The 13,169-nt window shown below is 73.8% G+C and carries 12 protein-coding genes; 6 read left to right on the top strand and 6 right to left on the bottom strand.

Going from position 1 to position 13,169, the window contains the following annotated elements:
• Positions 1 to 262: 262 nt before the first annotated feature.
• Entirely contained in the window at positions 263 to 1,882 is a 1,620-nt protein-coding gene (locus ACIGXE_RS25460; RefSeq protein ID WP_399751164.1) for an amidohydrolase, read from the top strand.
• A gap of 123 nt (positions 1,883 to 2,005) precedes the next feature.
• Here the strand turns inward: ACIGXE_RS25460 and ACIGXE_RS25455 are convergent, their stop codons facing one another.
• Entirely contained in the window at positions 2,006 to 2,944 is a 939-nt protein-coding gene (locus ACIGXE_RS25455) for a LysR family transcriptional regulator (RefSeq protein ID WP_399751162.1), read from the bottom strand.
• Positions 2,945 to 3,014: 70 nt separating this feature from the next.
• Between ACIGXE_RS25455 and ACIGXE_RS25450 the strand changes: the two genes are divergently transcribed.
• Positions 3,015 to 4,160 (top strand): TDT family transporter, encoded by a 1,146-nt coding sequence (locus tag ACIGXE_RS25450; protein WP_399751160.1) that lies wholly within the window; start codon positions 3,015 to 3,017, stop codon positions 4,158 to 4,160.
• Here ACIGXE_RS25450 and ACIGXE_RS25445 read toward each other — a convergent pair.
• From ACIGXE_RS25445 to ACIGXE_RS25430, 4 genes are all read right to left on the bottom strand, one after another.
• Positions 4,099 to 4,824, bottom strand: coding sequence for a helical backbone metal receptor (locus ACIGXE_RS25445; protein WP_399751158.1), 726 nt, complete (start codon positions 4,822 to 4,824; stop codon positions 4,099 to 4,101). The two genes, ACIGXE_RS25450 and ACIGXE_RS25445, sit on opposite strands and share 62 nt — an antisense overlap.
• The gene (locus ACIGXE_RS25440; protein ID WP_399751156.1) at positions 4,821 to 5,372 is read right to left on the bottom strand and encodes a helix-turn-helix domain-containing protein; all 552 of its coding nucleotides are present in this window, start codon (positions 5,370 to 5,372) and stop codon (positions 4,821 to 4,823) included. Before ACIGXE_RS25440 ends, ACIGXE_RS25445 begins: the two co-directional genes overlap by 4 nt.
• Before the next feature lie 240 nt (positions 5,373 to 5,612).
• A complete protein-coding gene (locus ACIGXE_RS25435) occupies positions 5,613 to 7,421 on the bottom strand; it encodes an ABC transporter permease/substrate binding protein (RefSeq protein ID WP_399751154.1) in 1,809 nt (602 codons plus the stop codon).
• A complete protein-coding gene (locus tag ACIGXE_RS25430) occupies positions 7,414 to 8,613 on the bottom strand; it encodes a glycine betaine/L-proline ABC transporter ATP-binding protein (protein WP_399751152.1) in 1,200 nt (399 codons plus the stop codon). Before ACIGXE_RS25430 ends, ACIGXE_RS25435 begins: the two co-directional genes overlap by 8 nt.
• Positions 8,614 to 8,884: 271 nt before the next feature.
• Between ACIGXE_RS25430 and ACIGXE_RS25425 the strand changes: the two genes are divergently transcribed.
• On the top strand, positions 8,885 to 9,790 hold the full coding sequence (locus ACIGXE_RS25425; protein WP_399751383.1) for a 5'-3' exonuclease H3TH domain-containing protein: 906 nt from the start codon (positions 8,885 to 8,887) through the stop codon (positions 9,788 to 9,790).
• A gap of 121 nt (positions 9,791 to 9,911) precedes the next feature.
• On the top strand, positions 9,912 to 10,748 hold the full coding sequence (locus ACIGXE_RS25420) for a siderophore-interacting protein (protein ID WP_399751150.1): 837 nt from the start codon (positions 9,912 to 9,914) through the stop codon (positions 10,746 to 10,748).
• A gap of 234 nt (positions 10,749 to 10,982) precedes the next feature.
• Here ACIGXE_RS25420 and ACIGXE_RS25415 read toward each other — a convergent pair whose 3' ends face one another.
• The gene (locus tag ACIGXE_RS25415) at positions 10,983 to 11,624 is read right to left on the bottom strand and encodes a MerR family transcriptional regulator (RefSeq protein WP_399751148.1); all 642 of its coding nucleotides are present in this window, start codon (positions 11,622 to 11,624) and stop codon (positions 10,983 to 10,985) included.
• 210 nt (positions 11,625 to 11,834) lie between these two features.
• Here ACIGXE_RS25415 and ACIGXE_RS25410 point away from each other — a divergent pair, with 210 nt between their 5' ends.
• Positions 11,835 to 12,728 (top strand): hypothetical protein, encoded by an 894-nt coding sequence (locus ACIGXE_RS25410; protein WP_399751382.1) that lies wholly within the window; start codon positions 11,835 to 11,837, stop codon positions 12,726 to 12,728.
• Positions 12,725 to 13,162 carry an ABA4-like family protein gene (locus ACIGXE_RS25405; RefSeq protein WP_399751146.1) on the top strand — a complete coding sequence of 146 codons (438 nt, stop codon included), beginning with the start codon at positions 12,725 to 12,727 and terminating at the stop codon, positions 13,160 to 13,162. Before ACIGXE_RS25410 ends, ACIGXE_RS25405 begins: the two co-directional genes overlap by 4 nt.
• Positions 13,163 to 13,169: the final 7 nt, after the last annotated feature.

The following is a 13,169-nucleotide window of genomic DNA, read 5'->3' as shown; positions in this document are numbered from 1 at the left end:
CTCGGCCCACGGGCGCCGGCGCCGAGCTTCCGGGCCGAGCGTCGGCGTGGGGCTCCGCGCCTGAGCGCCGGCGCCGAGGCTCGGGGGCCCAGCCCCGGCACTGAGCCCGGCGCCGGCCTCAGCCCCGGGCGGCGGCCCATCCGCAGTCCTGACCTCGGCACCGGGGCCTCCCTCCGCCCCGATGTGCCTCTTCCCTCCCCCGTCATCCCCGTCATCCCCGTCGTGATCCCCGTCCTGGTCCCCGTTCCTTCCTGGAGCTCGTGTGCGTACCCGTCTCGTCCTTTCCTCCGCCCGGCTGCTCGACCCCGGCACCGGCTCGTTCCTGCCGGAGACCGCGCTCGCCGTGTCCGACGACGGGCGGATCTCCGCGCTCGGCGACGACCGGGAGATCCGCGCCCTGGCCGGTGCCGGGACCGAGGTGATCGACCTCAAGGGCACCGTGGTGACCTCGGGCCTGGTCGACGGACACCTCCACCCCGTCACCGGCGCCGAGCTCACCCACGGCCTCGACCTCTCGCACTGCGCCGACCTCGCGGACGTCCGCGCGGCGCTCGCCGGCGCCGTCCGGGAACTCGGCCGCGGCGACTGGCTGTTCGGCTGGGGCCTCGACCCGAACGTCTTCGGCTCCGAGCCCGTGGGCATCGCCCCCTTCGACGCGGTCCTCGCCGACGTCCCGGCCTTCCTGCTGCTCTTCGACGCCCACTCGGCGCTGGCCAGCCGCCGGGCCCTCGAACTGGCCGGCGTCGACGGCCCGCGCACCTTCGACCAGGCCTCGGCCGAGGTCGTCTGCGACGCGCAGGGGCGCCCCACCGGGCTGCTCCAGGAGGACGCCGCCTGCGAACTGGTCGAGCGCGTCGCGCCCCGGCCCACCCACGCCGAACGCCGTGACCGCCTCGCCGCCGCGCTGCGCTCCATGGCCGCGGCCGGCCTGACCGGCGGACACGTCATGGACGCCAACGGCGAGAGCCTCGACCTGCTCGCCGAGCTGGACGGGGCCGGCGAGCTGCCCCTCCGCCTGCGGGTCGCGCCCTGGTGCCAGCCGGGCACCGACGCCGACGGCGTCCGCGAGCTCGTCGAGCTGCAGAGCAGGGGCGGCGCCCTGTGGCGCGTCGACGGCGTGAAGCTCTTCATGGACGGGACCATCGACAACGGCACGGCGTGGCTGGAACGGCCCGACTGCCACGGCGAGTCCACCCATGCCTTCTGGCCCGACCCGGCGGCCTACACCGACATCGTCGGCACACTGCACCGGGCCGGGGTGCCCACCGCCACGCACGCGATCGGCGACGCGGCGGTGCGGCACGCCCTGGACGCGATCGAGCAGGCGGGCCGCGGGGTCCGCCACCGGATCGAGCACCTCGAGACGGTCCCGGACGACACCCTGCACCGCTTCGCGGAGCTCGGCGTCGTCGCCTCCATGCAGCCCACCCACTGCTGCGACTTCACCCGCGCCGACCACACCGACAACTGGTCCCGCCGCCTCGGCGAGGAGCGCGCCGCGCGGGCCTGGCGCTGCCGCGACCTGTGGGACTCGGGCGCCACCGTGGTGCTGGGCTCCGACTGGCCGATCGCCCCGTTCCCGCCGCTCGGGGTGATGGCGGGCGCCCGCCACCGCCGGCCCACCCGCGACCTGACCCAGCCCCCGCACGGCCCCGAGCAGGCCCTGACGGCGCTGGAGGCGCTGCGCGGCATGACGGTCAACGCGGCCTGGGCGGCGGGCGAGGAACACCGGGCGGGGCGCCTCGCGATCGGCTGTCGCGCGGACCTGACCGTCCTGGCGGACGACCCGCTCACGACCCCCGCGACGGACCTCCCCGACCTGCCGGTCGTCCTGACGGCGGTCGACGGCCGCGTCACCTTCCGGGCTGCGGAGACCGGCTGACGGTACGACGCACTCGGCCCGGCGCGAGGCCCGGCGCAGACGCTCGGCCCGAGGCCCGGCAGACGCCCGGCGCGAGGCCCGGCAGACGCCCGGCGCAGTAGCCCGCCGCGAACCGGGCCCGCCTCAGCCGGCGGGCCGCGCGCGGGTCAGTGTGAGCAGGTCCCGCGCCGGGCCGGTCGGGCGGTGGCCCGTCGGCCAGACCGCCCGGAGGTCCCGGCGGAGCAGGACGCCGGCCACCGGGACGGCGACCAGCCGCCGTGAGGCGAGTTCCTCGGCGACGGCGAGTTCGCTCAGGACGGCCGGGCCGGCGCCGCTGACCGCCGCCGCCTTCACGGCGGTGGTGGAGGCGAGTTCGAGGAGGGGGAGCGCCAGGCCGCCGAAGCCCGCCAGGGCCGCGTCGAGGACCTGGCGGGTGCCCGAGCCGCGCTCGCGCAGGACCAGCGGGGTGGCGGCGAGTTCCGCCGGGTCGATCGGACGGCGGCGCCGGGCCCACGGGTGCGAGGGGGCGGTGACGACCGCGAGGCGGTCGTGGGCGACGACCGCTCCCTCCAGCCCGTCCGGGACGGCGAGCCCCTCCACGAAGCCGAGGTCCGCCTCGCCCGCCAGGAGGCGCTCGGCGACGGCCGCGGAGTTGCCGGCCTGGAGCGAGACGGCGGTGTCGGGACGTTCCGCGCGCAGCGCGATGAGCCACCCCGGCAGCAGGTACTCGGCGATGGTCATGGACGCGGCCACCCGCAGCCGCGAGTCCCGCCGCCCGCGCAGGGCCTGCACGCCGGCGTCGAAGGCCTCGGCCGCCTCCACGATCCGCCGCGCCCAGTCGGTGACGAGCGCTCCCGCGTCGGTGAGCCGGGACCCGCGCGGGGACCGGTCCAGCAGGGCGACCCCCAGCTGCCGCTCCATGGAGCGAATGCGGCTGCTCGCGGCGGGCTGGGTGATCCCGACCTCCCGCGCGGCGCGGCCGAGGCTGCCGTGCCGGGCGACGGCGAGGAGCAGTTCGAGCGCGCCGAGGTCGGGGACCCGGTGGGAGAGCAGGCCGGGGAGGTCGCTCGCAGGAGAACTCATAACGCCAGCTTATGACCTCATAGCAACATCGTCCCTGGTGGGGGCGGTGATCCCGCGGGACGCTGAGGCCATGGCAACCATCGCTTCCTCTCGGTCGGTTCCCGGCGTCACCACCCCCGACGCCCGGTGGACCCCGGTCCGACACCTCGGACCCAACTGGTACGCCTCGGTGATGGGCACGGCGATCGTCGGCACCGCGGGTGCCACGCTCCCGGTGCACGTCCCGGGTCTGCGCGCCGCCTGCACCGTCATCTGGGTCCTCTCCCTCGCGATGCTGCTGACGCTGGTCACCGCCCGCGCCCTGCACTGGACGCACCACCGCGACCAGGCCCGCGCCCACCTCCTCGACCCCGCGGTCGCCCCCTTCTACGGCTGTCTGGCCATGGCCCTGCTCGCCGTGGGCGGCGGCGCGATGGTGGTCGGCCAGGACTGGATCGGCCTGCCCGCGGCGCTCGCCCTCGACACCGTCCTGTACGTCGCCGGGACGGTGCTCGGTCTGGCGGCCGCGGTGGCGATCCCGTACCTGATGGTGGCCCGCCACCGGGTCGAGGGCGCCACCCCGGTCTGGCTGCTGCCGGTCGTGGCCCCGATGGTCTCGGCCGCCCTCGGCCCGCTGCTCGTGCCCCACCTGCCCGCGGGGCAGGCCCAGGAGACCCTGCTGATCGCCTGCTACGCGATGTTCGGCGTCAGCCTGCTCGCGACCCTGGTGATGCTGCCCCTCGTCTTCGGCCGCCTGGTCACCCACGGTCCGCTCCCCCTGGCCCTCACCCCCACCCTGTTCCTGGTCCTGGGCCCGCTGGGCCAGTCGACCACCGCCGCCAACAAGTTCGCCGACGCCGCGCGGGGCGTGCTGCCAGCCCCGTACGCCCACGCCTTCGCCGCCTTCGCGGTGCTCTACGGGGTCCCCGTCATCGGCTTCGCGCTCCTGTGGCTGGCCTTCGCCGGTGCCCTCGTCGTCCGGGCCCGCCGCCGGGGCATGGGCTTCTCGATGACCTTCTGGGCCTTCACCTTCCCCGTGGGCACCTGCGTCACCGCGGCCGAGGGCCTGGCCGGGCACACCGGTCTCACGGCCTTCCGCTGGCTGGCGACCGGGCTGTACGGGCTGCTGCTCGCGGCCTGGCTGGTGGCGGCCGGGCACACGCTGCGCGGCCTGCTCAGCGGAGCGCTGCTCGCAGCACCCGGGGCGCCTCGGCCAGTGACGGCCCGTACCACGTGAGGTGACGTCCGTCGACGAGCGCCACCGCGGCCCCGGGGAACGCCTCGGGGCCGTCGTCGTGCGTGAAGCGGTACGGCTCGTCCGGCAGCACGACCAGGTCGGGCGCGGCGGCGCGCAGTTCGTCGAGGGGGACGCGCGGGTAGCGCTCGGCGTGGCCGGCGTACACGTTCCGCACCCCGAGCCGGGCGAGCAGGTCTCCGGCGAAGGTGTCGCTCCCGAGCACCATCCAGGGGCGGCGCCAGATCGGGACGACGGCGGTGCGCGGCGGCTCGTCGGGGATCACCGCCTCCCACGCGGCCTCGGCCGCGTCGAGCCACGCCGGCCGGCTCCGTACCCCACAGGCCGCGAGGACCCGGTCGAGCTCGGCGAAGGCCTGGTCGAGGGTGCGGATGCCGGTGACGAGCACGTCGAGGCCGGCGGCCCGCAGCGCGTCCAGGTCGGGCCCCCGGTTCTCCTCCTCGTTGGCGATCACCAGGTCGGGCCGCAGGTCGACGACGGCCTCGACGTCGGGGTTCTTGGTGCCGCCGACGCGTACGGCCACGCCGAGGTCGGCGGGGTGGGTGCACCAGTCGGTGACGCCGACGAGGGCGCCGGGTGCCGAGACGGCGACGGCCTCCGTCAGCGACGGCACCAGCGAGACGACCCGCACGCCCTTCCCGCTCACGTCTCGGCGGCCTCGATGTGGTCCGCGACGGACACGAACACCAGGCGGGTCCCGGCCGCGGTGGCCCGCCAGCGGTGCCGCACCCCGCCGGACAGGTAGAGCGTGTCGCCGCGTTCGAGACGGTAGGCCCGTCCCTCGGCCTCGACCTCGGCGGAGCCGTCGGCGACGTACATCAACTCGTCGTTGCGGTGCAGGAATTCACGCCCGGCGTCCTGCTCGCCGGTGAACTCCAGGGCCTGCAGCTGGTGCCGGCCGCGGACCAGCGGCCGGACGCCCGGGGGCATGTCCCACAGCTCCTCGTCGGAGCGGACGACGTCGACGGTCCGCGCCGCCTCGGCCGCGGCGAGCAGCTCGGCCGCGGTGGTCTCCAGGGCCCCGGCGACGAGCTGGAGGGAGCGGTCGCTGGGGCGGGCCCGCTCGTTCTCGACCTGGCTGAGGAAGGGCACGGACAGGCCGCTGCGCTGCGCGACGACGGCCAGGGTGAGCTGGAGCGCCCGGCGGCGCCTCTTGACGGCCGCGCCCACGCGCAGCGACTCCTTGTCGTCCATGTCGGCCCCCTCCCTCGTGTCACTCGTGGTCTCGTACCGGTCGGTTACCTGAACCTTACGCAGCTTTGGGCCGGGGTTTCGCGTCGTGGCGAAAAGGGGTGGTCGCCGAACACGTTCGGCGACCACCCCTTTTCGGACAGGAGTCGATATTCGGGATGTCGCACCCGCGATACGGCGGGGCCTCCTGGGCCTCCTGCCGGTCCACCACGGCTGCGGGTCTCCTGCGGTTCTCCTGCGGTTCTACTGCGGGGCGAGCCGCTCCGCGACGCCCGGGTTCCGGTCGAGCCAGGTGCGGACGGCCTCCTGCTCCTTGCCCTTGCCGGTCTCCTGGATCACCGCCTCCAGGCCGGTGAGCTCCTTCTCGTCGAGCTTGAAGTTCTTCAGCCAGCGGCCGACCTCGGGGTTCTCGGCGGCGAAGCCCTTGCGGGCCAGGGTGTGCACGCCGTCGCCCTTGCCCCAGCTGCCCTTCGGGTCCTGGAGCTTCTTGAGGTCGTACGTGGAGTAGGCCCAGTGCGGCGACCAGAGGGTGACGGCGATCGGCTCCTTCTTGTCGTACGCGCGCTTGAGTTCGGCCAGCATGCCGGGGGTGGAGCCGTCGACGACCTGGTACTCGCCCTCCAGGCCGTAGTCCTTGAGGACCTTGTCCTTGAGGATGCCCATCATTCCGGCGCTGGGCTCGATGCCGACGATGCGGCCCTTGAACTGCCCCGCCTTGCCCTTGAGGTCGGCGAGGGTGTTCACGTCCTTCATGTACGAGGGGACGGTGAGCTCCAGGGAGGTGGGGCCGTACCAGGAGCCGAGGTCCTCCAGCTTGTTGCGGTACTTCTCCCAGTACTGGGCATGGGTGACGGGCAGCCAGGAATCCGTCTGGAAGTCGATCTGGCCGCCGGCCAGGCCGGTGTAGAGCGCGCCGGCCTCCAGCTGCTTGGTGTCGACCTCGTAGCCACGGCGCTCCAGGAGCTCCTTCCAGAGGAAGGTGGAGGCGATGCCCTCGTCCCACGGGATGTAGCCGAGGCTGATCTTCTTGCCGTGGCCGGTGTTCGGCCCGGCCGCGGTCGTGGCGGCACCGCCGGTGCCGCCGAGGAAGCCCATGCCGCCGGCGGCCAGCGCCAGGACGACGACGCCGACGAGAGCGGTGACGGGCTGGGGGCGGTGGCCCCAGAGCTTCGCGCCGGCGCGGGCGACGCTCGCGGCGCGCGCCTTGGCGGCGGCGCGCCGGCCGAGCGGCGAGACCTGCCGGCCGAGGGCGCCGGTCATCCGGTCGAGGTACATGGCCAGAATGACGATGGAGATGCCCGCCTCGAAGCCGAGGCCGATGTCGACGTTGCCGATGGCGCGGTAGACGGCGCCGCCGAGCCCGCCGCCGCCGACCATGCCGGCGATGACGACCATGGACAGGCCGAGCATGATCACCTGGTTGACGCCGGCCATGATCGTGGGCAGGGCGAGCGGCAGCTGGACGCGCAGCAGGGTGTTGCGCGGGGTGGTGCCGAAGGCCTCGGCGGCCTCGACGAGTTCGCCGTCGACCTGGCGGATGCCGAGCTCGGTCATCCGCACGCCGGGCGGCAGGGCGAAGACGATGGTCGCGATGATGCCGGGGACCACGCCGACGCCGAAGAAGATGATGCCGGGGATGAGGTAGACCATCGCCGGCATGGTCTGCATGAAGTCCAGGACCGGGCGCAGCACGGCGCTGACGGTCCGGGAACGGGCCGCCCAGATGCCGAGGGGTACGGCGATCACGAGGGTGACGAGGGTGGCGACGAGCACCAGCGACAGGGTCGCCATGGCCTCGTCCCACAGCTCGACGGAGTCGACGAGCGCGAACGCGGCGAAGGCGAGGACGCCGGTGGCGAGGCCGCGCAGCCACCACGCGAGCACGGCGAGGATGCCGGCGAAGAGCAGCGGCTGGGGCGCGGACAGCACGGCGTCGATGCCGTCGTAGAGGCCGGTGACGACGGTGCTGATCGCGTCGAACAGCCAGGACATCTGGCTCTGCAGCCAGTCGACGCCGTGGTCGACCCACTGGCCGAGGGGAAGCCTAGGCATGGGTGGTCACCTCCTCGGCACCGGAACGCCGACCCCCGATGACCGCGACGGCCCCGGCCTTCTCGCTCGCGGCGTTCTCGACCGGACCCACGGTCCCGGCCTTCTCGACCCGGCCCGTGGACCCGGCCTTCTCGCTCGGCCTGACGTCGGCGTCTAGTCCGCCCATGACGCCGAGGAGGCGGTCCTGGGCGACGACGCCGAGGACCCGGCCGTCCGGGTCGGCGACGGTCACCGGGTGGAGGGAGCGCGCGGAGACGGCGCACAGCTCGGCCAGCGGCATCTCCGGGGCGACGGTCTCGCAGCCGCAGCCGGGCGGGCAGTCCTCGGGGGCGACCATGCCGTCGGTCATGACGGCCTCGGCGGTGAGCACCCGGGTGCGGTCGACGTCCTGGATGAAGGACGCGACGTAGTCGTCGGCGGGGCGAACCAGGATGTCCTCGGCGGTGCCGAGCTGGACGATCCGGCCGTCGCGCATGACGGCGACGCGGTCGCCGAGGCGCATGGCCTCGTTGAGATCGTGGGTGATGAAGACGATCGTCTTCTTCAGCTTCTGCTGCAGCACGAGCAGCTGGTCCTGCATGTCGCGGCGGATCAGCGGGTCGAGCGCGCTGAAGGACTCGTCCATGAGGAGCAGGTCGGCGTCGGTGGCGAGCGCGCGGGCGAGGCCCACGCGCTGCTGCATACCGCCGGACAGCTCGTCGGGCCAGGACTTCTCCCAGCCGGCGAGCCCGCACAGCTCCAGGGCCTCGGCGGCGCGCTTCTCGCGCTCGGCCCGCGGGACGCCCTGGACCTCCAGGCCGTAGGCGGCGTTCTCGAGCACGCTGCGGTGCGGGAAGAGCGCGAAGTGCTGGAAGACCATGCTGATCTTCTTCGACCGGACCTCGCGCAGCTCGCGCGGGGCGAGGGCGGTGAGGTCGCGGCCGTCGAAGAGGACCCGGCCCGCGGTGGGGGCGAGCAGGCCGTTGAGCATCCGCAGCAGGGTGGACTTGCCCGACCCGGACAGACCCATGACGACGAAGATCTGGCCGGGTTCGACGGTGAAGGACGCGTCGATCACGGCCGCCGTGGTCCCGTCGGCGCGCAGAGCCTCGCGGTCGACGGCGTTCTCGCCCTCCGCGGCGAGTTCGCGGACGGCTTCGTCGGGTCGTCTGCCGAACACCTTGTACAGGTGGTCGGCCTGGAGCCTGGACACATACACCTCACGGGTAGCAACGAAAAACGGCCCGCCACCCCCGCAGCAGCCGGGCCGTGGAGCGGGGCGGGATCTGCCCGCGCGCCCGTCGTGTACGTGATCCTCGGAGTCCGGAGGTGTTCTCCGGATCGTTGAATCCCGTACCGGGTCCGCTCCGGGCTCGCGCCTGCCCGGGCCCCCGCACCACAAACGCGAAGGTGACCGGTGTCACGCCTGGTGGGGGACGTTGTCGGCGGGGTGCGGCATGATCGGGGGTGTGACGCGACGCCTGATGCTCCTCGACACCGCCAGCCTCTACTTCCGCGCGTACTTCGGCGTGCCGGACTCGGTCCGGGCGCCGGACGGGACGCCGGTGAACGCCGTGCGCGGGCTGCTCGACTTCATCGGCCGACTGGTCCAGGACCACCGGCCGGACGACCTGGTGGCCTGCTGGGACGACGACTGGCGCCCGCAGTGGCGGGTGGACCTGATCCCCTCGTACAAGGCGCACCGGGTGGCCGAGGAGACCCCGGTGGGTCCGGACGTCGAGGAGGTCCCGGACACGCTGTCGCCGCAGGTCCCGGTGATCGTGGAGGTGCTGGAGGCGCTGGGCGTGGCGCGGGTCGGCGCGGCCGGCTTCGAGGCGGACGACGTGATCGGCACGCTGACGGAGCGGGCGGAGGGGCCGGTGGACATCGTCACCGGCGACCGCGACCTCTTCCAGCTGGTGGACGACGCGCGCGGGGTGCGCGTGCTGTATCCGCGCAAGGGCGTGGGCGACTGCGACCTGGTGGACGAGAAGCTCATCCTGGAGAAGTACGGGGTGCGGGCGGACCGATACGCGGACTTCGCGGCGCTGCGCGGGGACACCAGCGACGGGCTGCCGGGCGTGAAGGGCATCGGCGAGAAGACGGCGGCCCAGCTGATCACCGAGTACGGGGACCTGGCGGGTGTGCGGGCGGCGGCGGGCGACCGCACGTCGAGGCTGACGCCGGCGAAGCGGCGCGGGATCATCGAGGCGGCGGAGTACCTGGACGTGGCGCCGACCGTGGTGCGCGTCGCCCGGGACGTGCCGCTGCCGGAGTTCTCCGCCGCGCTGCCGGCGGCGCCCCGGGATCCGGAGGCACTGGCGCGCCTGGTGGAGCGGTGGGGCCTCGGCGGGGCGGTGGGCCGGCTGCTGCCGGTGCTGGCGCGCTGAGGCGAGCCGCTCGACGGCCCCTTCGGCAGGGGCTGTGCCGCCACCGCCGGCTTTGGGCCCGGGACCGCCGGGGATGCTAACTTAGGCAAACCTAAGTACTCACCCGGAACGGGAGACCGCCGTGGCAGAACAGTCCGCACGCAAGGCACCGAGGGCCCACGAGGCCCAGGTGGTCCGCACGGAGCGGATCACCCCGCACATGGTGCGCCTGGTGCTCGGCGGACCCGGGCTCGACGCCTTCGAGCTCGGCGCGTACACCGACCACTACGTGAAGCTGCTCTTCGCGGCGGAGGGCGTGAGCTACCCGGAGCCCTTCGACATGGAGCGGATCCGGGCGGAGTTCCCGCGCGAGCAGTGGCCGACGACCCGGACCTACACGGTGCGGGCCTGGGACCCGGTGCTCCGCGAGCTGACCGTCGACTTCGTGGTCCACGGCGACGAGGGCCTGGCCGGCCCGTGGGCGGCGCGGGCCCAGGCGGGCGACACCGTGCGCTTCCTCGGCCCGGGCGGCGGCTACGCCCCGGACGAGGCGGCGGACTGGCACCTCCTCGTCGGCGACGAGAGCGCGCTCCCGGCCGTCGCGACCGCGCTGGAGCGGCTGCCGGAGGGCACCAGGGTGCACGCCTTCCTGGAGGTCCCGGACGCGTCGGAGGAGCAGAAGTTCGAGACGGCGGCCGGGGTGGACGTGACGTGGCTGCACCGCGGTGACCGCCCGGTGGGCGAGGCACTGATCGAGGCCGTCCGGTCCCTCGACTTCCCGGCCGGCGACGTGCAGGCCTTCGTCCACGGCGAGGCCGGCTTCGTGAAGGAGCTCCGCCGCCACCTCCGCCTGGACCGCGCGATCCCGCGCGAGCGCCTCTCGATCTCCGGCTACTGGCGTCTGGGCAAGACGGACGAGGCCTGGCGCGCGATCAAGCGCGAGTGGAACGAGCAGGTGGAGCGCGAGCAGGAGTCCTGACGCGCGACACACGACCACACCCGAGGGGCGGCAGCCGACAGGCTCCGCCCCTCGGGCGTTCCCGGAGCACGAACCGGTGCCGCGGCGGAGATCAACGGCCGGCCACCAGCACCAGCACCAGCAGCGGGCCGCAGCGGCCAGTGGGGACAGCGCTGCCGCCTGACGTCAGCGGCGACCACAGCCCGGCGTCAGCGGCCAGACGCGACCGGAGGCTGTGGCGGCCGCCGGCCGGCGTCAGCGGTTCGCGCCGAAGATCTTGACCGAGGCGTCGGCGTGGGCGAGGCGGCGGAGCGCGCCGAGCATCGCGTCGCCGAGGACGATGCCGACGATCACGCTCTCGACGAGTTCCTCGCGGACGACGTTGCGGGCCACGTAGTCCAGGTCGGTACGGGCCACCCGTTCCGCCGCTTCGGCGTAGTCGTCCAGGACCTCGATGAAGCCGCCGTGCCCGACGTTCTCGAGGGCGGCGAGGGCGACGGCGAGGGCCTCCGCGGCCGGGCCCTCGGGATCGGTGTGCCAGCCGCGGCGGTTGATCAGGTCGACGACGGTCTCGCGGGCGGCGACGAGCGCCTCCCCCGGCTCGTCGCCCGCACCCTCGTAGCGCGGAACGGCGTGGTTGGCGACCGCGCCGAGCATGTCGTGCAGCGGCCGGTCGGTGTCGTCGACCGCCGCGACGACCTCGCGGACCGTCGCGACGGACAGCCCGCCGACGTCGAGCAGGGCGCGAATCAGGCGGAGCCGCCGTACGTGCACGTCGTCGTAGGAGGCCTGGTTCGGGCTCGTCAACTGGCCCGCCGGCAGCAGCCCTTCCCGTACGTAGTACTTGATCGTCGGTACGGACACTCCGGTCCTGCGACTCAACTCTCCGATGCGCACCGCGTGTTCACCTTCCCGGTCGCCATCCGACCTCTCTCCGGTCTTGCCGACCGCCCCTCCATCATAGATAGTGGGACTATCAGATAGCAGCAAGTGCCACTATCCATTCTGCGCTGAGGCGCATCCCACGGGGGGATCTCCATGTCCTCGACTCGCTCGGCACCCCAGCTCCGCACGCTCCACCGGCCCCTGATCTGGTTCGTCGCCTCGATGGGCCTGCTGGCGCTGGTCTCGGCCGGCGGGCTGGTCCTCGACGACCGGGTCCTGGTCGGCGCGCCAATCTGGGCCAAGCCCTTCAAGTTCTCGCTGTCGTTCATCGCCTACGGGCTCACGCTCGCCTGGATGCTCTCCCTGCTCCCGGCGGGCCGGGCCCGCCGGATCGGCTGGTGGGCCGGCACGGTCCTCACGGTGGCCAGCCTCGTCGAGATGGTGCTGATCACCCTGCAGGTGGTCCGCGGCACGCGGAGCCACTTCAACAACGCGACCCCCTTCGACGCCGCCGTCTTCCAGATCATGGGCGCGACGGTCGTCGTCCTGTGGCTGGCGGCCCTGGTGATCGCGGTCCTGCTGCTGCGGGCCCGCATCCTGGACCGGGCGACGGCCTGGGCGGTACGCCTCTCCTCGTTCATCGCACTGGCCGGGGCGGGGATCGGCTTCGCCATGGTCCGGCCGACCCCGGAGCAGCTCGCGGTGGAGGACCCGGCCGTCGTCGGCGCGCACAGCGTGGGGGTCCCGGACGGTGGCCCCGGCATCCCGCTCCTGGGCTGGTCGACGACCGGCGGCGACCTGCGCATCGCGCACTTCTTCGGCATGCACGCGCTCCAGCTCGTCCCGCTGGTCCTGCTCGTGCTCGCGGCCCTCGCCCCGCGCTACGCCCGGCTCGCCGACGACCGTGTCCGGCTCCGCCTGGTCCTGGTCGCGTCCGCCGCGTACGCCGCGACGTTCGTCCTCGTCGCCTGGCAGGCCCTGCGCGGCCAGGCGCTCCTCTCCCCCGACGCCCTCACCCTCTCCGCCGCCTGTGCGCTCGTGATCCTCACCGTCACGGCCACGGCCACGGCCCTGCGCATCCCCACGCCCGCCGCACGTCAGGAGCTCGCCGCATGACCGGCTTCCTCTTCGAAGTCACCTTCTTCCTCGTGGCGCCGGTCTGGCTTCTGATGATCTTCGCGCCGGGCCAGCCGCTCACGGACCGCGTGGCCGCCTCACCCCTGACCGTCCTGCCGGTCCTCGCGCTCTACCTGGTCTTCGCGGTCCCGGTCCTGCCGGAACTCTGGGCGGCGGTCAGCGCCCCCGACATCGACACCTTCCGCGACTTCACCGCCCGTGCGAACGGAGCGGGCGCCGTCTGGGCCCAGGTCCTCGCCTGGGACCTCCTGCTCGGCCAGTGGATGTACCGCGAGTCCCGCCGCCTGGCCCTCTCCCCCTTCCTGACGGGCCCCCTCCTCCTCCTGACCATCCTCCTCTCCCCCTTCGCCCTCCTCCTGTTCCTCCCGATCCGCGCGCTGAAGCAGGCTCGGACCAGTCCTGAGAACGTCTAGCCTCTGC

This window comes from Streptomyces sp. NPDC053431 (assembly GCF_044544925.1).
In the GTDB taxonomy this organism is placed as follows: Bacteria; Actinomycetota; Actinomycetes; order Streptomycetales; family Streptomycetaceae; genus Streptomyces.
This window is presented reverse-complemented; position numbering and strand designations above follow the sequence as displayed.

Bases quoted from the DNA above. Each gene is read 5' to 3' on its own strand.
- ACIGXE_RS25455 (WP_399751162.1), bottom strand. From the start codon at position 2,944: ATGAGTTCTCCTGCGAGCGACCTCCCCGGCCTGCTCTCCCACCGGGTC.
- ACIGXE_RS25450 (WP_399751160.1), top strand. From the start codon at position 3,015: ATGGCAACCATCGCTTCCTCTCGGTCGGTTCCCGGCGTCACCACCCCC.
- ACIGXE_RS25440 (WP_399751156.1), bottom strand. From the start codon at position 5,372: ATGGACGACAAGGAGTCGCTGCGCGTGGGCGCGGCCGTCAAGAGGCGC.
- ACIGXE_RS25435 (WP_399751154.1), bottom strand. From the start codon at position 7,421: ATGCCTAGGCTTCCCCTCGGCCAGTGGGTCGACCACGGCGTCGACTGG.
- ACIGXE_RS25425 (WP_399751383.1), top strand. From the start codon at position 8,885: ATGCTCCTCGACACCGCCAGCCTCTACTTCCGCGCGTACTTCGGCGTG.
- ACIGXE_RS25410 (WP_399751382.1), top strand. From the start codon at position 11,835: ATGGGCCTGCTGGCGCTGGTCTCGGCCGGCGGGCTGGTCCTCGACGAC.
- ACIGXE_RS25405 (WP_399751146.1), top strand. From the start codon at position 12,725: ATGACCGGCTTCCTCTTCGAAGTCACCTTCTTCCTCGTGGCGCCGGTC.